This window comes from Actinobacillus indolicus, assembly GCF_004519515.1.
In the GTDB taxonomy this organism is placed as follows: Bacteria; Pseudomonadota; Gammaproteobacteria; order Enterobacterales; family Pasteurellaceae; genus Glaesserella; species Glaesserella indolica_A.
The window spans coordinates 598,950-624,893 of record NZ_CP038145.1 but is presented as its reverse complement, the minus strand read 5'-3'; the positions used below and the strand labels follow the sequence as shown (position 1 = coordinate 624,893).

Below are 25,944 nucleotides of genomic sequence, written 5' to 3'. Positions count from 1 at the left end.
AAGTTCAGTCGAAAAAATAGATTTTTTGTGATGTAGATCACAAATTTACACTCTTTTTTTGTGATCCCTTTCACACTTCTTTTAAAAATGGTCAAAAATGTGATACAGATCACTAAAAGGATGAGGGGGGATGATAAGGGGGTATGATGAAGTATGAGACGAAATCATCCACTATTCGATTGCCAAAATTTCATTTAACCAAATGAGGAAACCATCATGAAAAAACTTACTACAGCAGCCTTAACCGTATTAGCAGGATTATGTATCGCGCAAGGCGTTAATGCAAAATTAGTCGAAGGACAACTTAACATTTGGATCAATGCCGATAAAGGTTATAACGGCTTGGCAGAAGTGGGTAAAAAATTTGAAGCAGAAACTGGTGTAAAAGTGGTTGTTGAGCACCCAAGCAAATTAGAAGAGTTATTCCCACAAGTCGCTTCAACAGGTGACGGCCCAGATATTATTATTTTCGCACACGACCGTATGGGCGGTTATGCACAATCAGGCTTATTAGCTGAAGTTCACCCAAGTGCAGATTTCAAAGCAAAATTATCTGATATTGGTTGGGAAGCGACCAAATATAACGGTAAACAAATTGCTTACCCAATCGCAGTTGAATCACTTTCTTTAATCTATAACAAAGATTTAGTGCCAGAAGCACCGAAAACATGGGAAGAAATTGAGAAATTAGATAAAGATCTCAAAGCCAAAGGCAAAAATGCGATTATGTGGAACTTAGCAGAACCGTATTTCACATGGCCAATCATCTCTTCTCAAGGCGCGTATGCATTTAAAGTGACTGCAAACGGCTACGATGCGAAAGACATCGGTGTAAACAATGAAGCAGCACAAAAAGGCTTACAATTTGTCGTTGATCTTGTAAAAAATAAAGTGATCAATGCTGATACCGATTATTCTGTTGCAGAAGCCTCTTTCAATAAAGGCGAAACGGCTATGACCATCAATGGTCCGTGGTCTTGGGCAAATATTGAGAAAAGCGGTATTAACTATGGCGTAGCCGTATTACCAACCTTAAACGGCAAAGCAGGTAAACCATTCGTTGGCGTATTAAGTGCAGCGGTAAATGCTTCAAGCCCTAACCAAGACTTAGCGAAAGAGTTCTTAGAAAATCACTTATTAACCGATGCTGGTTTAGAAACAGTGAACAAAGATACTCCGTTAGGTGCTGTAGCACTTAAGAGCTACCAAGCGAAATTAGCGGCGGACCCACGTATCGCAGCAACGATGACCAATGCGGAAAATGGTGAAATTATGCCTAACATTCCACAAATGAGCCGTTTCTGGTATTCAGAAAAAGCAGCGATTGACAGTGCGGTAAATGGTCGCCAATCTGTCAAAGCGGCATTAGATGAAGCACAAGCGAAGATTGAAAAAGAGTAATCGCCATAAAAAAATGGGACACGAAGCGTCGTGTCCCTACAAAAATTAAGATATCGTAGGGACGCCACGCTTGGCGTCCAAATTAAACAAGCGGTCTTATTCTTTTCATTTTTTGCAATTTCTTCCTCGCAGCACTAAAACAAGGAAAAATTAAAATGCTAACCTCCACTCATTCTACCACTTCACCAGCTCAACTTTGGGGCAAGAGAGCACTTGTTGGCTTCCTTTACCTCATTGCGTTTTATCTGGTTTTTACGATTTATTTGCAGGGTGAAATTCTTTTTGCATTATTAACCCTCGTTGTTGTTACCTCGGGTATTTTTGTTTTTAGTTCAGAACGAGCATACCGTTGGCGCTATCTTTTCCCTGGCGTTTCCGCAATTGGCATCTTTGTGGTTTTCCCTCTTGTGTGTACCGTTGTTATTGCTTTTACCAATTATAGCGGTTCTAACCAATTAGCTTTTGAACGAGTGGTAGGTCAATTACAAAGCCAACGTTACTTTGCCGGCGAACGCTATGATTTTAAATTGCTTGAAACTGCTGACAGCCAATATCAGTTAGTGCTTGAGAATAAAAATACGCAAAAAAATTACCTTTCTACACCGCTTGCATTAAATAATTTAAAAGGCGATGTAAAAATGGAAGAAGTGGCGGCTTTACCTGAAAACAAAGTTGCACCACTCAAAATCATTACGCAAAATCGCCAACAATTACAAAGTATCAATGCGATTTTACCTAACGAAGAAAGCCTCACAATGAGCTCACTTCGTCAATTCTCACAACAAAAAGCCCGCTTTAGTTATGATGAAGCCAATCAAGTTTTAACAAACAATGAAACGGGCGAACGCTTCAAACCAAATGATGATGTCGGCTTCTTTGAGCAAATTGATGAACAAGGTAACTTTACCGGTAAACGTGTTGAACCGGGTTATACCGTAGCAATCGGCTGGCAAAACTTCGTGAAAATCTTAACTGACGAAGGCGTACAAAAACCGTTTATTCAAATCTTTATCTGGACAGTCACTTTTGCATTCTTAACTGTCGTGTTTACCACTCTACTCGGTATGATTTTCGCATCGCTGGTACAGTGGGAAGCGTTAAAAGGTAAAGCCGTTTATCGTTTACTGTTAATTCTACCTTATGCAGTACCGGGCTTTATCTCTATCCTTGTATTTAAAGGTTTATTTAACCAAAGTTTCGGTGAGATTAACTTAATTTTAAATAACTTATTCGGTATCCGCCCAGAATGGTTTAATGACCCATTCTTAGCCAAAACAATGTTGTTAATCGTGAATACTTGGTTAGGTTATCCATATATGATGATCGTATGTATGGGGTTATTAAAAGCCATTCCAACGGATTTATATGAAGCCTCATCTATTGATGGTGCATCGGTATGGCAAAACTTTACCAAAATCACCATGCCGTTGTTAATTAAACCGTTAATGCCATTGATGATTGCGAGTTTCGCCTTCAACTTCAATAACTTCGTGTTAATCCAATTATTAACTCAAGGTCGTCCGTCAATGATCGGAACCAGTACACCGGCAGGACATACCGACTTGTTAGTAAGCTACACCTACCGTATCGCTTTTGAAGGTAGCGGTACGCAAGACTTCGGTTTAGCGGCGGCAATCGCAGTAATCATCTTCTTACTCGTCAGCGGATTAGCGTTGTTCCAAATTCGTTTGACCAAATTACAACAGGATTAAAAATAAGGGACACGAAGCGTCGTGTCCCTACAATCACATCCGAAAAAATAAAGTAGGGACGCCACGCTTGGCGTCCAATAAGATAAGTTATTACAAACATAGGAAGTAACACTATGGCTATCGTTCAACCTAAATCAATGAAAGCACGTTTATTTGCAACGCATTTCTTTCTTATTGTATTCTGTGCGTTGATTATGTTCCCTTTACTGATGATTTTAGGGATCTCACTTCGCCCGGGTAACTTAGCACTGGGGGAAATTATCCCAAGCCAAATTTCATTAGAACACTGGAAACTGGCACTCGGTTTTAGTGTAACTAATGCGGACGGCACTGTTACCCCACCGCCATTCCCTGTACTACTTTGGTTATGGAACTCGGTTAAAGTCGCAGGTGTTACGGCAATCATTACCCTAGCACTTTCCACTACGGCAGCTTACGCTTTCGCACGTTTACGCTTTGCAGGCAAATCAATGCTGTTACAAAGTATGTTGATTTTCCAAATGTTCCCAGCCGTGCTTTCACTTGTGGCGTTATATGCGTTATTTGACCGCTTAGGAACTTATGTGCCGTTCTTGGGCTTAAATACTCACGGCGGTGTGATCTTCGCTTACCTTGGTGGTATCGCAATGCACGTTTGGACGATCAAAGGCTATTTTGAAACCATTGATAAATCCCTCGAAGAAGCCGCCGCACTTGACGGTGCAACCCCGTGGCAGACATTCCGTTTGATTTTATTACCATTGTCTGTGCCAATTTTAGCGGTGGTGTTCATTCTTGCCTTTATCTCTGCAATTATCGAAGTACCCGTTGCTTCTCTTTTATTGCGTGATGTGGAAAATTACACCCTTGCGGTTGGTATGCAACAATATCTGCACCCACAAAACTACTTATGGGGCGACTTCGCAGCAGCGGCAATTTTATCCGCCATTCCAATTACCTTAGTCTTTATCATCGCACAACGCTGGTTAGTCGGCGGATTAACGGCAGGCGGGGTGAAAGGATAAACATAATGGGACACGAAGCGTCGTGTCCCTACAATCACTTCGTTAATATTTCAGTAGGGACGCCACGCTTGGCGTCCGTAAATAAATTACCATTCGGGAAACAATAACAATGAAACAAAACCACCCATTTTTAAATCGTTACTTCGTGGATGAACACGGTCGCCGTATTTATGCCCAACCGTCCGTTTATGGCAAAGTGGCAAAATTGCTCGGTTTGCAAAAAAGTCGCAAAATCCTACCGCTTGTGAAAGTTGTCAAACAAGGCGAACAAGTCTTTATTCCGCTTTTTGTGGCGGATAAAACCCAAACCGTTCACGCAAACTGGACGCTGACCCTTGAAAGCGGTGAGATTTTAACGGGAAAATGCAAACGTAACAGCATTGACCTGCCTCGTGATTTACCCCTTGGTTATCATCAATTAAGCCTAAACGGTACAACTGCAGAATGTCGCATTATCGTTACCCCTGAGCGCGCTTACCAACCGCAAGAACTGGCGGAGCATAAAAAATTATGGGGCGCGATTTTACAGCTCTACACCCTACGTTCAGCACAAAACTGGGGGATCGGCGATTTTGGTGATTTAGCGGAATTTTTGACGAAATTAGCGGAAAAAGGTGGTGATTTTGTCGGTTTAAACCCAATTCACTCGCTATTCCCTGCCAATCCTGAAGGGGCAAGCCCTTACAGCCCGTCTTCTCGTTTATGGCAGAACATTGCTTATATCAATGTTGGGGCGATTGAAGCTTTCCAACAAAGCAGTGAAGCACAAGCGTGGTTTAATTCGGCGGATATTCAACGCCAATTAAACGAAGCTCGCCAAAAAGATTATGTCGATTATTCACAAGTGATGTGGCTGAAATTGCAAGGCTTACGCTTGGCGTATGAACAATTTAAACAGCAAGATCAAACCGCTTTCGAGCAATTTATTGCCGAAAACGGCGAAGCCTTGAAAGTGCAAGGTACTTTTGACGCCCTACATCAATGGCTCTCTTCTCAATTCAGCGAACAATGGGGCTGGAACTGCTGGGACGCAAAATATCAAGATTATCACACCGCTGCAGTACAACAATTCCAACAAGAACAGAGCGATTTAGTCCGTTTCTATATGTGGTTGCAATTTGTGGCACAACAACAGCTTAAAGCCTGTAACGAACTGGCAAAACAGCTCGGTATGCCAATTGGTTTCTACCGTGACTTAGCCGTTGGTGTGGCGGATAACGGGGCGGAAACGTGGGCGGATAAAGATCTGTTCGTGTTAGGGGCATCTGTGGGTGCACCACCGGATATTATGGCTCCTCAAGGACAAAACTGGGGCTTATCGCCAATGCACCCTGAAGTGTTACAAGCGCGTGGCTATCAGCCGTTTATCGACCTACTGCGTGCCAATATGAAAGATTGTGGGGCGTTGCGTATCGACCATATTCTCGGCTTTGCCCGTTTATGGTGGGTGTCGAAAGGCGACTCGGCGAAAAACGGCGCTTATGTGAAATATCCGTTAGAAGATTTACTTTCAATCTTAGCCCTTGAAAGCCAACGTCACCAATGTTTAATCATTGCGGAGGCCTTGGGGACTGTACCAAAAGGAATGTTAGAAACCCTTGAAAGCAAAGGTATTTTAGCCTACAACATTTTCTATTTTGAGTACGATCATCAAGGTAGCAAACCGTTGGCGAACTATCCGTATCAAGCGATGACCACCTTAAGTACCCACGATTTACCAACAGTACAAGGCTACTGGAAAGGCTATGATTTCGAGTTAGGACAAAAATATGGTGTTTACCCGAATGAGAAAGTGCTGAACATTTTAAGAAATGCTCGCCACTCAAACAAAGAAGCGATCCGCCGTGCCGTTGAAGCAGTTCAACCGTTAGAAGCAGACAGTGCAGGCGTTACGCAAACCTTCAACCACCAGCTACAAAGCTATGTGGCAGATACCAACAGCGTATTATTTGGCTCTCAACCGGAAGACTGGCTCAATATGTTAGAACCTGTGAATATTCCAGGAACTAGCACCGAATATCCAAACTGGCGTAGAAAATTGAGTAAAACTACGCAAGAGATTTTTGCGGATAGTAGTATTAGTGCATTGCTACAAAATATTGAAGCGAAACGTAATCAATAATGAAGTAAAAGGTGGGGAGACCCACCTTTATGTTTTACCCAAACAATTGATCCATCTCTTCAATCAACTCCTGACTTGGTTTATCAAAATAAACACCGCTATTTGCTTCACCATTCATTCCTCGTAGGAATAAATAAGCCACACCGCCAAAGTGCTGCTCGTAGTCATAATTTTCCCCTAAGCGAGCGCTTAAATAGCGGTGAACGGCAAGGGTATAGAGTAAATATTGCAAATCATAGCGGAATTGCCCCATTGTTTTGGCTAATTTTTCGGCTTGATAATCTTGTGGCAGATAGCCTAAAAAATTGGATTTATAGTCAATTACATAGAACTTGCCGTCAATTTGGGCAATACAATCGACAAAACCACGCACAAAGCCTTCTAGGTTATATAAGGTCAAATCAGGCAACTGTTTGGCTAAGGGGCTATGTTTTTTCAGTAGCTGATTCAGTCGATATAAGGCTTCTTTGTTTGATAAGCGTAAATAAAATTGCCATTCGTTCAAGCGTTTATTTGTAAAAATCTGCGCTAAACTGACCGCTTGTTCACCAAATGGGGTTTGAATAACTTGCTCAAACCACCTTGTTAAAGGCTCAAGCCACGCTTCGTCTAAATCAAGTTGTTCACACAATGTTTGTAATTGCGTTTGATCCACCGCTTGTTGAAAATCCCAATGCTCAAAGAATTTATGCAACAGATTACCGACTTTCGTGCTATGTGGAAATTGGTAACGACTATATGGCTGAGCGTTCTCTTCAAGAAAATCTGATACGATGAACTCTGTGCGGTCATAATCTTGAGCTTCGTCACCAAAAGTAGCAAGCGGTGTGTTTTGCCCTTTATTTTGCAAACGTTCATTTTGAGCCTGTAATGCCGTAAAGCTAGTAATTTGCCCAACGGTGCGAATTGTGCCAGTAAAGGATTTGGCTTCAATATCAATAGGTTGTACGAGTGTTGGTTGCCAATCGTCTTCAGGAATATCATTCTCAAGAGAAAAGATCTCGGCTTGTATCCCTTTATGCTCAATATAACTTTCTGTCGTTTGACTCGGTGCTTTTCCGCCTAATTCAATTTCACCATTTGTGAGTAAATAACTCATACCATTCCAATTTTTATCAAATTGGGCAGGTAATATACAATTTAATTGATATTTGGCTCGTGTGATTGCCACATAAAGTAATCGTAAGCCTTCGGAAAACTCTGCTCTATTGATATAGCTTTTAATTTCACTCGATTGAGAACCAAAACTCCAATGAGCATTGCCGTCTTTATCCTGATAGATAGCCATTGATTTACTTTTAGCAGGTTGGCTTGCTTTAGCCACAAATGGCAACCAAACCACAGGGTATTCCAACCCTTTTGAGCCGTGAATAGTCACGACTTTGACCAAACTCTCTTCGCTCTCTAAACGCTGTTTTTGTTCATCGGCGTAGCCATCGGGATTATCTAATTGTTGTTCATACCAACGTAGCAAGGCAGATTCGTTCTCTAAATTTGGCATTGCCCCTTGTAGTAGTTCGGCTAAATGCAACAGATCGGTAATGCGACGTTCTGCATTCGGTAAAGCATTGATCCGTTGGATAATATTCTCTTTCACAAAAATTTGGTGCAACATCGGTAAAATCCCCTGATGTAGCCAAACTTGTTGATAGCCCACAAAGGTTTCCACCACATTATCCCACGCTTTTTCATCTTGTTTGATATTAAAAATATCGGTCGATGTTAAGCCCCAAAGCGATGTGCCAATGGCTGAAAGCAAGCTGGATTGACGATAAGGGTTTAAACACGCAGAAAGAATAAAGCGTAAATCTTGTGCTTCTTGGGTTTCATAGACGCTGTTTCGTTCAGAGAAAAAGACTGATGGAATATGGCGTTTTAATAATTCTGCTCGGATTAAGCTAGCTTGTTTATGGCTACGCACAAGGATCGTAATGTCTTTCGCTTCGAGCGGTCGATATTCACTTTCTTTTTTTTCATCTTCTTTTTTTTCTTTTGGTAAGGTAATTAAACCTTGCTCACTTTTTTTCAGCTGTTGTTGAATTTGGTAAGCACAATGCTCCGCAGCAAGCTGTTCTTTAAATTCTGTGGAAATTAAGAAATATCGGGTTGCTTGTTCGCCAATTAATTTTTCAGCATTGTCTTTAGCCTTAACAGGCTGGAATGGAATATCTTTATATAAAAATGGATGATGGCTTCCTTCTGGAAACTGAAATAAACGATTGCAACTATCCACTACTTCAGGCACAGATCGCCAGTTACGGTCAAGGGTTGCTTGTTCCTGAACTTCATTCTTCGCTTTTAAATAGGTGAAAATATCAGCACCACGGAATTTATAGATCGACTGTTTTGGATCGCCGATCATAATAAAACCTTGTCCGCTACTATTTTGCCCCATAAAGATACGCTGAAACACTTCATATTGCTGTTGGTTCGTATCTTGGAATTCATCAATCATCGCAAACGGGTACAAGGCTCGGATTTGTTGGGCTAAGGTATCCCCACGCTCTGATTGCAAGGCGGAGAGCAAAAAGCTCAACATATCGCCAAAACTTTTCTCTTTATGCGTTTGCTTATAATCGGTGAGTTTTTGGCGTAGATGCATTAAGAATTTATAATGTAAGAAAGCTTTTAGTGTCTCTTGTTGAGCTTTAAAGTGCTCTTGATAATGAGTTAAAAAAGCCTGATTTTGCTCTAAAATCGGGTGCTGAAGTGGCGTAAATGCTTTTTTCGTTGCAGATATAACGCAATCTTGGCAAAAATAAATAAAACTTTCATAAGGAAATTCAATGGAACTTCCAGTTGCCCATTTATTAAGATCACAAATCCACGCTTCCACTTTCTCTACCTTATAACTCCCTCGAGAAAGTTTGGTTTCATGAATCTCATTTAAAATCAGTGCACGAGATTCTTCCACAATAGATAACCAATGTCTTTTAATTTCTGTTAAGAAGCTTTGATATTCTGCCACAAAGGTTGAAAAATCATTATTCATCCACTTTTGTTCAATGCTAAGTTGGAGTTGATTTTTATAAAGATAGTTTTTTATTTCATTAAGTGCACTTGCTGGACTTTTTACTTCTTTATTTATAAGTGCGCTTTCTTCTAATCCCATTGGATAAAACAGCTCTCGCCACGTTTCTTCACTCAAACGATTAAGCAGTTCGCTTTCGTTCGTCAATAAATCAATATCAAAACGAACGCCAGAATCAAAGGCAAACTGGAATAACATCTTTTGACAGAAGCTATCAATCGTAAAAATACTGGCTAAATCCATCTCACGCTCTGCGATTTTTAAGCGTAATAACGCTTCATTTAAACGTGGTTGAATATCGAGATAAAGATCTTTAAGAAACGGATCTTTGCCAAATTCTTTTTGTGCCTTATCTGTGTCTGGATCTTTAAACCATTTTCCTACATTGGCGAGTCTTTTACGAATCCGATCACGAAGCTCTTGTGTCGCTGCCTTGGTAAAGGTCACTACAAGAATTTGCTCAACGGTTAAAGGCGCACAGCCAACACCTAAAATCAAACGCAAATATAAATTTGCCATCGTATAGGTTTTGCCCGTGCCCGCAGAAGCTTCAATTAAACAGGATTGATTTAAAGGTAAACGTAGCGCATCTAAAGTTTTCATCATCGTAAAAAAGCAGTAAAAATATCGGCTATTTTACCACCCAAAACACAAGCGGTCAGTTTTATTCGACAATTTGCAAAAAATCACTAAAATCATACCGCTTACATCAAAGGGAAATACCATGAAACTCAATCCACAACAACAACAAGCGGTAGAATATGTCAATGGGGCTTGCCTTGTGCTGGCGGGTGCCGGTTCGGGCAAGACACGGGTGATCATCAATAAAATTGCACATTTGATTGCCCGTTGTGGTTATTCGCCCAAGCAGATTGCAGCGGTGACTTTTACCAATAAAGCTGCCCGTGAAATGCGTGAGCGTGTGGCACATTCTATCGGTAAGGAAAGCAGTCGGGGATTGACGATTTCAACCTTTCATACCCTTGGTTTTGAGATTTTAAAACGTGAATATAAATTACTCGGCTATAAGTCGGGGATGACGCTGTTCGACGAACACGATCAGCTGGCGTTGTTGAAACATCTGTTGCCTGAAAATGTGACGGAAGATAAAGATCTGCTGAAGTTACTGGTGGCGACCATTTCTAACTGGAAAAACGATCTGCTTTTGCCCGATCAGACGATTGCCTTAGCAAAAAGCGATCGTGATCGGGTGTTCAGCCATTTTTACGACCAATATCAAAACCAGCTCAAAGCCTATAATGCCTTGGACTTTGATGATTTGATTATGTTGCCGACCTTACTGTTTAAGCAGTTTCCTGAAGCCAAAGAGCGTTGGCAACAGAAAATTCGTTATCTGTTGGTAGACGAGTATCAAGACACCAATACCAGCCAATATGAATTGATTAAGCTGTTGGTTGGTCACGAGGGCAATTTTACCGTGGTGGGCGATGACGATCAGTCGATTTACTCGTGGCGTGGTGCAAAACCGGAAAATATGGGGCGGCTGCAACAGGATTTCCCGAAGCTCAAGGTGATTAAACTGGAACAAAATTACCGCTCTAGCCAACGGATTTTGCATTGTGCCAACATTCTGATTGATAACAACGATCACTTATTTGATAAACGCCTGTTTTCGCAGTTGGGCGAGGGTGAGAAACTCAATGTGATTGAAGCGAAAAATGAAGAACACGAAGCGGAACGCATTGTCGGTGAGTTGATTGCTCACCGTTTTTCACGCAAAACCAAGTATAAAGATTATGCGATTTTGTATCGTGGCAATCACCAATCTCGCTTGTTGGAAAAGTTGCTGATCCAAAACCGAATTCCCTACAAAATTTCAGGCGGAACTTCTTTCTTTGCTAAAGCTGAAATCAAAGATATGTTGGCGTATCTGCGTTTGTTGGTGAACCAAGATGACGATGCGGCATTTTTACGCATTGTGAATACGCCGAAACGGGAAATTGGGGCTGCGACGCTCGAAAAATTAGGGCAACTTGCCAATGAAAAACAGGTGAGTTTGTTTGAAGCAATTTTTGATTTTGAACTGATCCAACGTTTAACCCCGAAGCCTTATCAAGCCTTGCAGGATTTTGCGCGTTGGGTGGTGGAATTGTCCGATCAAGCGGTCAGATCCGAACCGAAATCTGCAATTCAAGGTATGCTGGCGAAAATTCAATATGAAGCCTATCTCTACGAAACGGCGGCAACCCCGAAATCCGCAGAAATGCAAAGTCGCAATGTGCAAACGCTGTTTGAATGGGTGGAGAAAATGTTGGAAGGCGATGAACTCAGCGAGCCAATGAGCTTAAATCAAGTCGTCACCAATTTGACCCTAAGAGATATGATGGAACGTGGCGAAGGTGATGACGAGAGCGATCAGGTGCAACTGATGACGCTACACGCGTCCAAAGGATTGGAATTTCCTCACGTTTTTTTGATCGGTATGGAAGAAGGCATTTTGCCTCACCAAACCAGTATTGATGAAGATAATGTGGAAGAAGAGCGTCGTCTGGCTTACGTTGGCATTACTCGTGCGCAACAGACGCTTACTTTCTCTTTATGCAAAGAACGCCGTCAATACGGCGAAGTGATTAAACCTGAAATCAGCCGATTTTTACTCGAATTACCGCAAGATGATTTGCAATGGGAAAAAGACAAACCGCAATTAAGCGAGCAAGAACGCCAACAAAAAGTTTCTACTGGATTAAATAATCTCATGGCAATGGTAAAAGCAAATAGAAAGTAGCGTTCCTGTAAAAATCGGTTAGAATGCGATCATTAACAAGCGGTCTGATTCTGCAAATATTTTGCAAAATTTTTTAGATTAAAACACAACATCAACATTTGGAGAGATTATTTATGCCTAAATTACGTTCAGCGACCAGTACACAAGGTCGTAATATGGCAGGGGCACGAGCTTTATGGCGTGCAACGGGAATGAAAGAGAATGACTTTGGTAAACCGATTATTGCGGTGGTGAACTCCTTTACCCAATTCGTACCAGGACACGTTCATTTAAAAGACTTAGGACAAATGGTTGCTGAGCAAATTGAAAAAGCAGGTGGCGTGGCAAAAGAGTTTAACACCATTGCAGTTGATGACGGGATTGCGATGGGACACGGCGGTATGCTCTATTCTCTGCCGAGCCGTGATTTAATTGCGGACAGCGTGGAATATATGGTGAACGCACATTGTGCCGATGCGATGGTCTGTATTTCAAACTGCGACAAAATCACCCCAGGAATGTTAATGGCGGCGTTGCGTTTAAATATTCCAACAATTTTCGTTTCTGGCGGTCCGATGGAAGCGGGTAAAACGAAATTATCTGATCAAATCATTAAGTTAGACTTAGTTGATGCGATGGTGCAAGCTGCTGATAGAAATGTATCAGACGAAGATGTGTCCGCCATTGAACGTTCCGCTTGTCCAACTTGCGGTTCTTGTTCGGGGATGTTTACCGCAAACTCAATGAACTGCTTAACTGAGGCGCTTGGTTTAAGTTTACCAGGCAACGGCTCTTGCCTTGCGACACACGCTGATCGTAAACAGTTATTCTTGGATGCAGGTACGCAAATTGTTGAGCTATGCAAAAAATATTATGAGCAAGATGATTTGTCCGTTCTTCCGCGTTCTATCGCAAGCAAAGAAGCCTTTGACAATGCAATGAGCTTAGATATTGCAATGGGCGGTTCAACTAACACCGTTTTACACTTACTTGCTGCTGCACAAGAAGCGGAAGTGGATTTCACCATGGCGGATATTGATCGCCTTTCTCGCAAAGTTCCTTGCTTAAGCAAAGTGGCACCAAATACAGCGAAATACCATATGGAAGATGTTCACCGTGCAGGTGGGATTATGGCAATTTTAGGCGAGCTAGATCGTGCAGGGTTATTGAACAACCAAACTCGTACGGTGTTAGGCTTAAGCCTTGCGGAGCAGATTGCGAAGTACGACATTGTGTTAACCAAAGATGAAGCGGTACATAAATTCTTCCGTGCAGGGCCGGCAGGTATTCGCACCACTAAAGCCTTCTCACAAGACACCCGTTGGGATACGGTCGATGATGACCGCCAAAATGGTTGTATCCGTAGCAAAGAATTCGCGTACAGCCAAGACGGTGGTTTAGCAATGTTGTCGGGCAATATTGCCTTAGACGGCTGTATCGTCAAAACCGCAGGGGTGGACGAATCAATCTTAAAATTCAAAGGCGAAGCCATTGTGTTTGAAAGCCAAGAAGATGCTGTTGCAGGCATTTTAGGTGGAAAAGTACGAGCAGGACACGTTGTGGTTATCCGCTACGAAGGCCCTAAAGGCGGACCGGGTATGCAAGAGATGCTTTATCCGACTAGCTACTTAAAATCTATGGGTTTAGGCAAGGCTTGTGCCTTATTAACGGACGGTCGTTTCTCTGGCGGTACATCAGGCTTATCAATCGGACATTGCTCACCAGAGGCCGCTGCAGGTGGACTAATTGGGGTTGTTAAAGATGGTGATACCATTGAAATTGATATTCCAAACCGTAAAATCGAACTGGCTGTGCCTGAAGCTGAGCTTGCTCAACGACGCGCAGAACAAGATGCGAAAGGCTGGAAGCCAGCAAACCGTCAACGTGAAGTCTCTTTTGCATTAAAAGTGTATGGACATTTTGCGACCTCTGCGGATAAAGGTGCAGTTCGAGATAAAACCAAAATTTAATTAAACACAAGCGGTGGGATCTTTCTGACATTTTGCAAAATGAAAAGAAAATCTCACCGCTTGTCCAATCACTCTAAGGAGCCATTATGAAAAAGTCCTTCATTGCAATAGCGATTTCTTCTGCGATTTTTTTATCTGCTTGTGATGATAAAGAAAAAAATGCATTAACTGCTCAAGTACAGCAATCTACGCAGGAAATTTCTCAATTAAAAAGTGATTTAGAGAAAACGAAAGCTGAGTTAGACAATGCGAGTAAAGAATTAGTTGATCTAAAAGCTGAAGCGGAAAAAGCAAAATCAGCTTTCCCTGCACTAAGGGTTGAGATCGAAACACTTTTTGATAAGCAAGAAGTGGTAAAACATAAAAAAGATCCGAATAGCGATGATGAATTTTTTCGAGAAGAAACGCTTGTTCAAGTAGGCATTACGCTTCCTAAGACCAACATCGAATGGTTAGATACGTTAATTTATAACGAATTTATTCAAAATTGGAGCGGAGAATTTGATGCTCAAGGCAATAAAATTCCAGTACCAAAAGTAGAAAAAGGCAAAGAGCGTGAAACGGCATTGAAGGTTATTCAAAAACAGTTTGATGCAATGATTGCTGATGCGAAAGAAAATCCAGCTATCGCATATACAGAAGTGATGAATAGTAATTATGTCTATCAGCGTAATAATTTAGTGGTTTTTTCCCAATTTTATAATAGCTATACAGGTGGCGCTCATGGAATGTATAGTACAACATACTTGAATATTGATACTGATAAACAAGCTATTATTAAGTTGTCTGATCTCTTGTCAGAGAAAGAACAAGCAGCTTTGAAAGAAACACTATGGAATCGCTATGTGGACGAATGGGCGCTATTATCTGGTGATAATAGTGAACCTTTTAGCGCTAAAGCAGAGTTAACTTTCTCCGAAGAATTCTATTTTTCAGAATCAGGCATTACATTTGTTTATCCACCTTATGCTTTAGGTCCTTTTTCAATGGGTGAAGTAGAACTAACATTATATTGGGGTGAGATTAATGAGTTCTTACCCAAAGAGTATCAAGGCCGAGACAAGTATATTGAGGCGGGTTTTTAAGTGTTAATGGTATAACAATGCTAGATTACTTTTTATCTTTACACCCTGCAATGCAAGCACTGCTTGCAGGGTTGTTTACTTGGTTTTGTACCATTTTTGGATCCGCTTTTGTCTTTTTCTTTAAAACGGTAAATCGCAAAATTTTAGATTCAATGATGGGCTTTGCCGGTGGGGTTATGATCGCTGCATCGTTTTGGTCTTTACTCGCACCATCACTTGAATATGCTGAACCGAGCTATGGCAGTTTAAGTTGGATTCCTGCCGCTGTGGGCTTTTTAGCGGGCGGATTTTTCATCCGTGCGATTGACTATATTGTGCCACATTTGCATTTGAGCAAATCTATTGAAGAAGCCGAAGGGATTGAGTTAAAACGCAAATTGCCTAAATCTATGCTACTTTTTCTCGCAATTACGATTCACAATATCCCTGAAGGATTAGCGATTGGCGTTGCTTTTGGTGCAGTAGCGGCTAATGTAGCAGGTGTTGATGCTTCGATTATGGGAGCGATTGGTTTAGCCATTGGGATTGGCTTGCAAAATATTCCTGAAGGCTCTTCCCTTGCACTGCCGATTCGAGGTGAAGGGAAAAGCCGTATGAAAGCATTCACTTACGGATCATTGTCTGCCATTGTTGAGCCGATTGCCGCAGTGATTGGTGCATTATTTGTGATTTCAATGACAGCAATTTTGCCTTATGCTCTTGCATTTGCGGCAGGTGCGATGATTTTCGTTGTGGTTGAAGAGCTTATTCCAGAATCACAAAGTAATGGAAACACCGACATTGCTACACTCAGTTTAATGCTTGGATTTGTTATTATGATGATTTTAGATGTCGCATTAGGCTAATTGCAAAAAATTCCTTAAATCTTACCGCTTGCACCGACAGAATGTGTTCAGTAGAATGCGAGCGTTTTTTATTAATTTATCACGAGGTTATCAAATGTTTGGAAAAGGTGGCTTAGGCGGCTTAATGAAACAAGCTCAGCAAATGCAAGAGCGTATGCAAAAAATGCAAGAAGAGATCGCACAATTAGAAGTAACTGGTGAATCAGGTGCTGGCTTGGTGAAAGTGACAATTAATGGTGCACATAACTGCCGTCGTATCGAAATCGATCCATCATTAATGGAAGATGATAAAGAAATGGTAGAAGACTTAGTCGCAGCAGCATTCAACGATGCCGTTCGCCGTGCAGATGAAATGCAAAAAGAAAAAATGGCAAGCGTTACTGCGGGTATGCAATTACCGCCAGGTATGAAATTCCCATTCTAATCATCTAATTAATCACTTTAAGTAGGGGCAATTTGCCCCTGCTACTATTTTTATATCATATCAATTATGCAAAGTAGCCCTTTACTTGAAAATCTTATGGAAGCCTTACGAGCCTTACCAGGCGTAGGTCCAAAATCCGCACAACGTATGGCGTATCATCTTTTACAACGTAACCGTTCAGGTGGTGTGAATTTAGCTAAAGCATTGAGCGAAGCAATGACTCACATTGGGCATTGTAAATCTTGCCGTACCTTTACCGAAGAAGATGAGTGTGCTATCTGCCAAAACTACCGCCGTCAAATGAGCGGACAACTTTGTGTCGTTGAAATGCCAGCAGATATTCAAGCGATTGAACAAACAGGGCAATTTTCAGGGCGTTATTTTGTATTAATGGGGCATTTATCTCCCTTAGATGGAATTGGACCACGTGAAATCGGTTTAGATTTACTGCAAAAACGTTTAGAAGAAGAATCTTTCCACGAAGTGATCCTAGCAACCAATCCAACGATTGAGGGCGATGCTACTGCAAATTATATTGCGGAGATGTGTTCCATTCACAATATTAAAGTCACTCGCATTGCACACGGGATTCCTGTTGGAAGTGAATTAGAAATGGTTGACGGAACAAGTCTTTCTCATTCGTTTGTTGGAAGACGAGATATCTCTCTTTAATCTTTCTTATTTGGGCACAAACAAGTGCCCAATTCTTTTTCCTCCTTTAATCCTTAAATAGTCATTTTGTCTAAATTTTGTGATCTTGATCACATACTGGGAACGTTCCCGTTGATAATGTTTAGGCAAAATCTATAATTTGCACAATTTTATTACTCCATTAGGATTTATTATGGCTAAACAAAAAATCGATCCACAAAATATCGATAAACTTGTGGAATATGTCGGTGGTCGTGACAATATTGCAACTGTGATGCACTGTATTACCCGTTTACGCTTCGTGTTAAACGATGAAAGTAAAATCAATGCTAAGGCGATTGAAGAATTACCTATGGTAAAAGCGAACTTTTCTACTGGCGGTCAATATCAAGTCGTGATTGGGCAAGAAGTGGGCGATTACTACAAACTATTATTGGAAAAAACAGGCTTAGCAAGCGTCGATAAAGAGCAAGTGAAAGCCGTTGCACGCCAAAACCAAAAATGGTATGAAAGTGCAATTTCTCATATGGCGGATATTTTCATTCCGTTATTGCCAGCCTTAATCAGCGGAGGTTTAATTTTAGGTTTCCGCAATGTGATCGGCGACATCAAAATGTTTGAGGACGGTACCAAAACATTGGTAGAAATCAGTGCGTTTTGGGCAAGTATGCACTCGTTCTTATGGTTAATCGGCGAAGCGATTTTCTTCTTCCTACCAGTCGGTATCTGTTGGTCTATTGCACGCAAAATGGGAACATCACCAATTTTAGGTATCGTACTTGGGGTTACCTTAGTTTCATCACAGTTGATGAACTCTTACGCATTAGGATCTCAAGTGCCTGAAGTGTGGGATTTTGGTTTCTTTTCAATTGATAAAGTAGGTTATCAAGCCCAAGTTATCCCCGCGATTATGGCTGGTTTAACGCTCTCCTACATTGAACGTTTTTTAACAAAAATCGTGCCAGATTTCTTGAATTTAATCATTGTACCCGTGACATCAATTATTTTAGCGGTATTCTTAGCCCACGCAATTATCGGCCCTATCGGTCGTGAAATCGGCAATGGCGTAGCTTATGTGGTGAAAGCAGCAATGACAGGTGAATTTGCCCCAATCGGAGCGGCATTATTCGGTTTCTTATATGCACCGTTAGTAGTGACAGGCGTTCACCAAACTTCCCTTGCGATTGATATGCAAATGATCCAAAGCATTGGCGGCACACCGGTTTGGCCTTTAATTGCACTATCCAATATTGCTCAGGCATCAGCAGTCGTTGCGGTATTAATTATGGCGAAAAAAGCAAGCGTGCGTGAAGTAGCGGTGCCTGCGGCATTATCTGCTTACTTAGGTGTTACCGAGCCTGCAATGTATGGTATTAACTTAAAATACCGTTTCCCAATGTTATGCGCTATGATTGGTTCGGCTTGTGCAGCATTAGTCTGTGGTTTTGCTGGCGTATTAGCAAGCAGTATCGGTGTAGGTGGTTTACCAGGTATTCTCTCTATTCAACATCAATTCTGGGGCACCTTTGCGATTGCGATGTTAGTAGCAATTATCGTCCCAATTTTATTAACCATGATGGTTTATAAACGTAAAGTGTTGAAAGGCGAAATCGAATAATTGGATAAACAAGCGGTCGGATTTGCAAAATTTTTTACAAATCTGACCGCTTGTATTTTTTATTTTAGGAAAAAAGATGAACAACAAAAACTGGTGGCAAAACGGGGTGATTTATCAAATCTACCCAAAATCATTCCAAGACACGACTGGGAACGGCACGGGCGATATTCAAGGGATCATCAAACGCCTTGATTATTTACAAACCCTCGGCATTGACGGCATTTGGATTACACCAATGTACGTTTCGCCACAAATTGACAACGGCTACGACATCGCCGATTACCGCAATATCGACCCAAGTTACGGCACAATGGCGGATTTTGAACAACTAATTGCCGAGGCACACAAACGCAATATCCGTATAGTTATGGATATGGTGTTCAATCATAGTTCTACCTTCCACGAATGGTTTAAACAAGGCGAAGATCCAAACAGTCCATACCACGACTACTACATCTGGAAAGAACAACCGACTAACTGGAAATCCAAATTCGGCGGTTCGGCGTGGAAATGGTCGGACAAAGCACAAAAATACTACTTGCACCTATTCGCCCCTGAACAAGCAGATTTAAACTGGGAAACCCCAAAACTGCGGTCAGAATTATTTGATATTTGCAAATTCTGGGCAGAAAAAGGCATTGACGGCTTGCGTTTAGACGTGGTGAATTTGATTTCCAAACCTGAAAAATTTGAAGATGATTTTGAAGGCGACGGTCGTCGTTTTTATACGGACGGACCAAAAATTCATCAGTACTTACAAATGTTAAATCAAAACGCCTTAACGCCATACGGCTTAATGACTGTCGGCGAAATGTCGTCCACCAAATTGGAACACTGCCAACAGTACGCCAATTTGAACGGTTCGGAATTGTCGATGACCTTCAATTTCCACCATTTAAAAGTGGATTACCCAAACGGCGAAAAATGGACGTACGCAAAGCCTGATTATGTGGAATTGAAGTCCATCTTCAACTACTGGCAACAAGGTATGCACGGCAAAGCGTGGAATGCGTTGTTCTGGTGTAACCACGACCAACCGCGTATCGTTTCCCGTTTTGGCGATGAAGGCGAACTTCGCACCACGTCGGCAAAAATGTTAGCGATGTTGCTGCACGGTATGCAAGGCACGCCGTATATTTATCAAGGGGAAGAAATCGGAATGACTAACCCGAATTTTGCCACCATTGAAGAATATCGTGATGTGGAAAGCTTAAACGCCTATGCGGAACTGAAAGAAAAAGGTGTTAGCGAAGATATGATTATCAAAATTCTTGCGCAAAAATCCCGTGATAATTCACGCACACCTGTGCAATGGGACAGCTCGAAAAATGCCGGTTTTTCCACAGGCACACCGTGGATTGATGTGGCACGCAATTACAATGAAATCAACGTAGAACAAGCACTTTCAGATAAAAATTCCGTGTTCTACACCTACCAACAGCTAATCGCCTTACGCAAAAAATTAGTTGTGCTAACCGATGGTGACTATCAAGATTTACTGCCACAACATCCGTCCGTTTGGGCTTATCAACGCACCAACACAACGGAAAAATTGACGGTAGTGGCGAATTTGAGTAATCAAGAGCAGACAGTAGCGCTTACATTACAAGGCACTATCTTAATGAATAATAATGATGAAATAGATATAACATCTAATCAGGTTACATTGAAACCTTATCAAGCAATTTATTTGCTAGCTTAAATTTAATAATTAAAGGCGGTTTTAACCGCCTTTATTATTTATGCCTGATTACTCACAATCACCCTTAAACTATCCAATCGCCAATTTGCTTGGTCTAGGTGTTTCAGTGATACTTCTCGCAACTGCTCTAAGGCTTGGATTTCATCAGCACGAATGTTTTTGTTCACCGCTTGTAGTGATGTCAAGCGGTGTAATTCAGCACCTAAAGTGTGATCCGCATTCTGTTTTGCTTGTTCAATCAAGGCTTGTGCTTGTGGCACAACTTTTTCATCACTGAATGCAATCAGCTTCTCAATATCACCACGAGCCATCTTCGCAATTTTATTTGCCATCTGTTTATTGACCGGCTTGAGCTGTTTTTCTAGCCCTGCAAACGACACCTGCGCTGCCATATCGTTGCCTTTGTTATCCAGCAAGATACGCACAGGCGTTGGTGGTAGGAAACGGGTGAGCTGTAAATCTTTTGGTGCTTGGGCTTCTACGATATAGATCGCTTCAAGCAGTAACGTGCCTGCCGGCAAGTTTTTATTGACGAGTAATGAAACCGCACTCTTACCTATATCACCTGACGTAATAAGATCGATTCCGTTGCGGATCATCGGGTGATCCCACGTTAAGAACAACACATCTTCTCGCATTAGGGCAAGTTCACGGTCAAAAGTCACGGTGTTGCCTTCTTCAGAAAGTCCAGGGAAATCAGGCACCAGCATATGTCCTGTCGGACTTATCACAATGCTTTTTTCGCCTAAGTCTTCCTGTTCTAAGCCAATCACATCAAATAAATTCAAGGCAAAATTGACTAACTGCGGATTGTCGTCTTGTTCAGCAATAGCTTGAGCTAATTGTTGAGCAGTTTCACCGCCGTTCGAGTTGAGTTCTAACAGACGATCTCGCCCTTTTTCTAATTCCACTTTAAGCTGTTGCTGGCGTTTATGGGTCTGTTCCACAAAGGCTTCAAAGGCTTCGCTACGTTCAGGATTGAGTAGGTAAGCGGTGAGTTCCGCATTAAATTCTCTAAATAACGTCGCCCCCATCGGACAAGTTTCTTCAAAGGCATTTAAGCCACGATGGTACCATTCCGCCAAGATCAACTGGGTGGAATGATTGAAACACGGCACATAGATTTCAATGTCGTGTTTTTGCCCGATACGGTCTAAACGCCCAATATTTTGTTCGAGCAAGTCCGGGTTATCAGGCAGATTAAACAGCACTAAACGGCGTGCAAACTGGAAGTTTCGACCTTCTGAGCCGATACTTGAGCTAATTAGCACCTGCGCACCATCTTCTTGTTGAGCAAAGTATGCAGAGGCTTTATCTCGCTCCACAATCGACATTTTTTCGTGGAACACCGCAGAGCGAATAGCTTCTTTTTCACGCAACACTTGTTCTAGCTGAATGGCAGTATCCGCTTGTTTACAAATCACCAGAATTTTTTCATCACGATGATTTTTCAGGAAGGTAATTAACCATTCAATGCGTGGGTCAAACTCGTGCCACTTCGCATTTGGGTTCATACGTTGGAATAGGCGTTCAGGGTAGAGCAGATCTTCCATCTTATTTCCGCCCATCATACCTATTACTTTCAAGGCATTTGCATATTGCGTTGGCATTTCCAGCACAATTTCGTTGTAAATACGGTGTGGGAAGCCTTTTACGCCTTGACGAGTATTGCGGAATAACACACGGCTTGTTCCGTGTCGGTCAATTAACTCACTGATTAACTCTTGGCGGACTTCCCGACGCTGTTCTTCGCTCGCTTCCGAGTTAATGATACGGAACATCGGCTCAACATCTTCTTCCGCCAGCAATTCACTGATACTTTCCTGCTCTTTGGCACTTAACGGCTTATCGTTCAGCAAGGTAGCAACCGCATCGGCGACTGGCTGATACTGTTTCTGCTCTTCCACAAAGGCTTGATAATCGTAGAAACGGTCAGGATCTAGCAAGGCTAAACGAGCAAAATGGCTCTCTTGTCCTAATTGCTCAGGGGTCGCCGTGAGTAACAAGACCGCTGAAATCTGTTTGGATAGTTGTGCGACAAACTGATATGCCATACTTGGATTTTGCTCGTCCCATTCCAAATGATGAGCTTCATCAACAATCAACATATCCCAATCGGCATCAAGCACCAGTTTAGCACGCTGTGGATTTGCCGATAACCAATCAATAGACGCAATCACTAAGGCTTCCGTTTCAAACGGATTTTCACTGATGTCGTTATTATCTTCATCTTTCTTCGTGAAATCGGCACAACGTTCTTCATCAAACAGTGAGAAATTCAGGCTAAAGCGACGAAGCATTTCAACCAGCCATTGATGTTGCAAACTTTCCGGCACAAGCACCAACACACGATCTACTCGCCCAGAGAAAAGCTGTTGTTGCAAAATCATACCTGCTTCAATGGTTTTACCTAACCCCACTTCATCTGCAAGTAACACTCGGGGGGCAAGACGTTGCCCGACTTCTTTAGCAATATGTAATTGATGGGGAATTAGGCTTGCACGAATACCACGCATTCCACGCAGTTCAGATTGAAACTGGGCTTGTTGATGTTTCAAGGCACGATAACGCAGGGCGAAACGATCACTGCGATCAATTTGGGCAGAGAATAGACGATCCTGCGGTTTACTAAAACTCACTTTATGATCGAGTTGCATTTCAGGCAGAACGCTCTCTGCTTGAGTATCGACACGTTTACCTAAATAGAGTACAACCCCTTGATTTTCAACGACATCTTCAATATCTAACTGCCAGCCGTCAACACTGGTAACACGATCGCCTTTTTGGAATTGCACACGGGTTAAAGGGGCAACGGCAACAGCGTACACACGTTGTTCGTCCGATGCAGGAAATGAAAGGGTCACAGTGCGGTTATCCACTGCGGTGACAATGCCTAATCCTAAGTTATTTTCCGACTCACTAATCCAACGTTGTCCGACTACAAAGCTCATACTTACCTCTCTGCTGTTCTACTAAAATTTTCGGGGGTATTTTACCTGATTTTGAATCAACAAGCGGTAAGATTTACAACGAATCTTGCAATTATGCCACAACGGCATACTTCGCTTTTGCATAACGGCATCAGGCTATTTTCAAATCGTGGAATACCCCTTAAATATTTTATTTAAGTTTAGTCAATTTATTAAACAAATGTAAGCACTCATCGTTAGGCTTGACTCTTATTTTTTTTTTTACAATAGGAGAAATTTTATTCATTTTTTAACCTGAGGCTCACTTATGGTTATCTTCAATGGCTACCCACATTCCTTTACCAACAGCGCGATATGCTTGCTATCGTCCTTTTCTATTACGTTTACTATTTAGGAGTCTTACGATGAAAAAACATTCTCTCTTTGTTCAGTCAAAATCCTTTCCATTTGCCCTGAGTGCATTAACCCTATTAATCGCAACTGCCAGTACTCAAAGCTTGGCAAATGGCACTAGCCCTACAATTGAAATCGAAAAAATTTCCTTCGGTGGAGAATATGTGGGTGGCATTAGTGCCGATGGGCGTTATATTGTGAGTAAAGCTTACAATGATAACGGGAAAGGTAGATTCACCCTTTGGCACGGTGAGAACTGGCAAACCAAAACCGACCTTGGCACCTTCAGAAGTGATAATTTAGGCTGGTCTGATGCTAACAACATCAACGCCGATGGGCGTTATATTGTGGGGTGGGCTGAGAATGATAACGGGAGACGTAGAGCCATTGTTTGGCACGGCGAGAACTGGCAAACCAAAACCGACCTTGGCACCTTAGCAAGTGATAATTCAGGCGACTCTGGGGCTGGGGACATCAACGCCGATGGGCGTTATATTGTGGGGTCGGCTTATAATGATAACAGGAAAACGAGAGCCACCCTTTGGCACGGTGAGAACTGGCAAACCAAAACCGAACTTGGCACCTTAAGAAGTGATAATTTAGGCTGGTCTGATGCTATCAGCATCAACGCCGATGGGCGTTATATTGTGGGGAGGGCTGACAATGATAACGGGGAAGAGAGAGCCACCCTTTGGCACGGTGAGAACTGGCAAACCAAAACTGACCTTGGCACCTTAAAAAGTGATAATTCAGGCAACTCTTGGGCTACAAACATCAACGCCGATGGGCGTTATATTGTGGGTGGGGCTGAAAATGATAACGGGGAATATAGAGCCACCCTTTGGCTCGGTGAGAACTGGCAAACCAAAACCGACCTTGGCACCTTAAAAAGTGATAATTCAGGCGAGTCTAGGGCTGGAGCCATCAACGCCGATGGGCGTTATATTGTGGGTGGGGCTGAAAATGATAACGGGGAATATAGAGCCACCCTTTGGCTCGGTGAGAACTGGCAAACCAAAACCGACCTTGGCACCTTAAAAAGTGATAATTCAGGCGAGTCTAGGGCTTACCGTATCAGTGACGACGGCAGTGTGATTGGCGGTTGGGCGAATAGCGATGATGCTGAACAAGTTGCGACACTTTGGAAAATTCGCAATCTTGATGTAGTAAAAGAGAATGTTGAGCCTACGCCTAACTCTGATACAGTGACAGAGAATGTTACCCCTACACCTAACCTTGATGTGGTGAAAGAGAATGTTGAGCCTACGCCTAACTCTGATACAGTGACAGAGAATGTTACCCCTACACCTAACCTTGATGTGGTGAAAGAGAATGTTGAGCCTACGCCTAACTCTGATACAGTGACAGAGAATGTTACCCCTACACCTAACCTTGATGTGGTGAAAGTGAATGTGGAGCATACTCGCCAACTCTTAAGTGAAATGGGGGTAAGCACACTCGCCCTGACAGAAAGCCAACGCCTTGCCTTACAACGCTTACATTATTATTGTAGCCCATCTGTGGCAGGCAAATTCTGTTACCAGCTAGATGCTGAGTGGTCACAACAGGGTAAAGTGAAAGACTCTGCCACTACGCTTGGTGTGGGGTATCGTTTTCTTCCACAGTTAAGTATGAACCTAAAATTCGACCGCTCATTTGCACGCCACTTGCCAGCACATTACCGTAAACAAAGCAGTAATCACGGAATAGGGATTGCCTTTACAGCACATCTGCCAACCGAAAATGGCGAGTGGTATTTACAACCAAGTTTTGCTTGGAACAGCTATGATGTCCAAATCGTTCGCCCTGTATTAGACCATACAGAAGCAGGCGTAGGTAATAGTAAAATGAAAGGGAAATCTTACCGCTTGACCGTGGGCAAAACCTTGAATTTTGCTGAAAATAAATGGGTGGATGCTTATGTGGGCGTAGAACATAGCCAAGTAAAACGCAGTGGCTATACGGAGCAAAATGCGGAATTTCCTGTTACCTTTGCAGGCTTAACCGATAAAAACACTGCTTTGTTTGCTGGTATTCAGACTAAATTGCCAATTACACAACGCCTTGCGTGGTTAGGTGGCGTGGAAGTGGCTCGTTCACTTAACTCAACCCCTGCAACCTACAATGCGACAGCAGACTATATCGGGCAATTTAGCTATCAAGAAGAGAGCCGTAAAAATAGCTTAAAATTCAGCACGGGTTTAAATTACCAAATTACCCCTGCGATTGCCTTTAGTGTTCAACCTTACTATAACGTGACAGGTAAACATCATCGTGGTGTTAGCCTTGGCGTAAAAGGTGAGTTCTAAACGATTATTGAAAAAGTTGGGG

15 protein-coding genes are annotated in these 25,944 nt (G+C 42.2%); 13 read left to right on the top strand and 2 right to left on the bottom strand.

What is annotated here, in order from left to right; genetic code table 11:
* Positions 1 to 216 precede the first annotated feature (216 nt).
* The 4 genes from malE (at position 217) to malQ (ending at position 6,239) form a co-directional block, all read left to right on the top strand.
* Positions 217 to 1,401 carry a maltose/maltodextrin ABC transporter substrate-binding protein MalE gene (gene malE / locus EXH44_RS02950; protein WP_162856202.1) on the top strand — a complete coding sequence of 395 codons (1,185 nt, stop codon included), beginning with the start codon at positions 217 to 219 and terminating at the stop codon, positions 1,399 to 1,401.
* Positions 1,402 to 1,556: 155 nt separating this feature from the next.
* Positions 1,557 to 3,113 carry a maltose ABC transporter permease MalF gene (malF, locus tag EXH44_RS02945; RefSeq protein ID WP_162856201.1) on the top strand — a complete coding sequence of 519 codons (1,557 nt, stop codon included), beginning with the start codon at positions 1,557 to 1,559 and terminating at the stop codon, positions 3,111 to 3,113.
* 113 nt (positions 3,114 to 3,226) lie between these two features.
* Positions 3,227 to 4,117: a maltose ABC transporter permease MalG gene (gene malG, locus EXH44_RS02940; RefSeq protein ID WP_005826016.1), complete on the top strand. Its 891-nt coding sequence runs from the start codon at positions 3,227 to 3,229 to the stop codon at positions 4,115 to 4,117.
* A 109-nt stretch (positions 4,118 to 4,226) separates the two neighbouring features.
* Positions 4,227 to 6,239, top strand: a complete 2,013-nt coding sequence (gene malQ / locus EXH44_RS02935) for a 4-alpha-glucanotransferase (RefSeq protein WP_162856200.1) — start codon at positions 4,227 to 4,229, stop codon at positions 6,237 to 6,239.
* 34 nt (positions 6,240 to 6,273) lie between these two features.
* On the opposite strand, the gene recB is transcribed toward malQ, so the two are convergent.
* Positions 6,274 to 9,873: an exodeoxyribonuclease V subunit beta gene (gene recB / locus EXH44_RS02930; RefSeq protein WP_162857520.1), complete on the bottom strand. Its 3,600-nt coding sequence runs from the start codon at positions 9,871 to 9,873 to the stop codon at positions 6,274 to 6,276.
* A gap of 121 nt (positions 9,874 to 9,994) precedes the next feature.
* Between recB and rep the strand changes: the two genes are divergently transcribed.
* The 8 genes from rep to treC all read left to right on the top strand — a co-directional run bounded on the left by rep (position 9,995) and on the right by treC (position 20,290).
* Positions 9,995 to 12,016: a DNA helicase Rep gene (rep, locus tag EXH44_RS02925; protein ID WP_162856199.1), complete on the top strand. Its 2,022-nt coding sequence runs from the start codon at positions 9,995 to 9,997 to the stop codon at positions 12,014 to 12,016.
* A gap of 113 nt (positions 12,017 to 12,129) precedes the next feature.
* Entirely contained in the window at positions 12,130 to 13,965 is a 1,836-nt protein-coding gene (gene ilvD, locus EXH44_RS02920; RefSeq protein WP_162856198.1) for a dihydroxy-acid dehydratase, read from the top strand.
* 86 nt (positions 13,966 to 14,051) lie between these two features.
* Positions 14,052 to 15,050, top strand: coding sequence for a DUF3298 and DUF4163 domain-containing protein (locus EXH44_RS02915; RefSeq protein ID WP_162856197.1), 999 nt, complete (start codon positions 14,052 to 14,054; stop codon positions 15,048 to 15,050).
* A gap of 17 nt (positions 15,051 to 15,067) precedes the next feature.
* The gene (locus EXH44_RS02910; RefSeq protein WP_135676339.1) at positions 15,068 to 15,895 is read left to right on the top strand and encodes a ZIP family metal transporter; all 828 of its coding nucleotides are present in this window, start codon (positions 15,068 to 15,070) and stop codon (positions 15,893 to 15,895) included.
* Between the two features lie 94 nt (positions 15,896 to 15,989).
* Positions 15,990 to 16,319: a YbaB/EbfC family nucleoid-associated protein gene (locus tag EXH44_RS02905; protein WP_005712069.1), complete on the top strand. Its 330-nt coding sequence runs from the start codon at positions 15,990 to 15,992 to the stop codon at positions 16,317 to 16,319.
* Between the two features lie 66 nt (positions 16,320 to 16,385).
* Complete coding sequence (gene recR, locus EXH44_RS02900) at positions 16,386 to 16,991, top strand: recombination mediator RecR (protein WP_162856196.1); 606 nt, start codon at positions 16,386 to 16,388, stop codon at positions 16,989 to 16,991.
* A 172-nt stretch (positions 16,992 to 17,163) separates the two neighbouring features.
* Positions 17,164 to 18,588: a PTS trehalose transporter subunit IIBC gene (gene treB, locus EXH44_RS02895; protein ID WP_162856195.1), complete on the top strand. Its 1,425-nt coding sequence runs from the start codon at positions 17,164 to 17,166 to the stop codon at positions 18,586 to 18,588.
* Between the two features lie 76 nt (positions 18,589 to 18,664).
* Positions 18,665 to 20,290: an alpha,alpha-phosphotrehalase gene (treC, locus tag EXH44_RS02890; protein WP_162856194.1), complete on the top strand. Its 1,626-nt coding sequence runs from the start codon at positions 18,665 to 18,667 to the stop codon at positions 20,288 to 20,290.
* A gap of 38 nt (positions 20,291 to 20,328) precedes the next feature.
* Here the strand turns inward: treC and rapA are convergent, their stop codons facing one another.
* Entirely contained in the window at positions 20,329 to 23,241 is a 2,913-nt protein-coding gene (gene rapA, locus EXH44_RS02885; protein WP_162856193.1) for an RNA polymerase-associated protein RapA, read from the bottom strand.
* 383 nt (positions 23,242 to 23,624) lie between these two features.
* On the opposite strand from rapA, the gene EXH44_RS02880 reads away from it, so the two are divergent.
* Positions 23,625 to 25,922 (top strand): autotransporter domain-containing protein, encoded by a 2,298-nt coding sequence (locus tag EXH44_RS02880; protein WP_162856192.1) that lies wholly within the window; start codon positions 23,625 to 23,627, stop codon positions 25,920 to 25,922.
* The last annotated feature ends 22 nt before the right edge of the window (positions 25,923 to 25,944 follow it).

Excerpts from the sequence above, each read along its gene's own strand:
- malE (WP_162856202.1), top strand. The coding sequence starts at position 217 with ATGAAAAAACTTACTACAGCAGCCTTAACCGTATTAGCAGGATTATGT.
- malF (WP_162856201.1), top strand. The coding sequence starts at position 1,557 with ATGCTAACCTCCACTCATTCTACCACTTCACCAGCTCAACTTTGGGGC.
- malG (WP_005826016.1), top strand. The coding sequence starts at position 3,227 with ATGGCTATCGTTCAACCTAAATCAATGAAAGCACGTTTATTTGCAACG.
- malQ (WP_162856200.1), top strand. The coding sequence starts at position 4,227 with ATGAAACAAAACCACCCATTTTTAAATCGTTACTTCGTGGATGAACAC.
- recB (WP_162857520.1), bottom strand. The coding sequence starts at position 9,873 with ATGAAAACTTTAGATGCGCTACGTTTACCTTTAAATCAATCCTGTTTA.
- rep (WP_162856199.1), top strand. The coding sequence starts at position 9,995 with ATGAAACTCAATCCACAACAACAACAAGCGGTAGAATATGTCAATGGG.
- ilvD (WP_162856198.1), top strand. The coding sequence starts at position 12,130 with ATGCCTAAATTACGTTCAGCGACCAGTACACAAGGTCGTAATATGGCA.
- EXH44_RS02915 (WP_162856197.1), top strand. The coding sequence starts at position 14,052 with ATGAAAAAGTCCTTCATTGCAATAGCGATTTCTTCTGCGATTTTTTTA.
- EXH44_RS02910 (WP_135676339.1), top strand. The coding sequence starts at position 15,068 with ATGCTAGATTACTTTTTATCTTTACACCCTGCAATGCAAGCACTGCTT.
- EXH44_RS02905 (WP_005712069.1), top strand. The coding sequence starts at position 15,990 with ATGTTTGGAAAAGGTGGCTTAGGCGGCTTAATGAAACAAGCTCAGCAA.
- recR (WP_162856196.1), top strand. The coding sequence starts at position 16,386 with ATGCAAAGTAGCCCTTTACTTGAAAATCTTATGGAAGCCTTACGAGCC.
- treB (WP_162856195.1), top strand. The coding sequence starts at position 17,164 with ATGGCTAAACAAAAAATCGATCCACAAAATATCGATAAACTTGTGGAA.
- treC (WP_162856194.1), top strand. The coding sequence starts at position 18,665 with ATGAACAACAAAAACTGGTGGCAAAACGGGGTGATTTATCAAATCTAC.
- rapA (WP_162856193.1), bottom strand. The coding sequence starts at position 23,241 with ATGAGCTTTGTAGTCGGACAACGTTGGATTAGTGAGTCGGAAAATAAC.
- EXH44_RS02880 (WP_162856192.1), top strand. The coding sequence starts at position 23,625 with ATGAAAAAACATTCTCTCTTTGTTCAGTCAAAATCCTTTCCATTTGCC.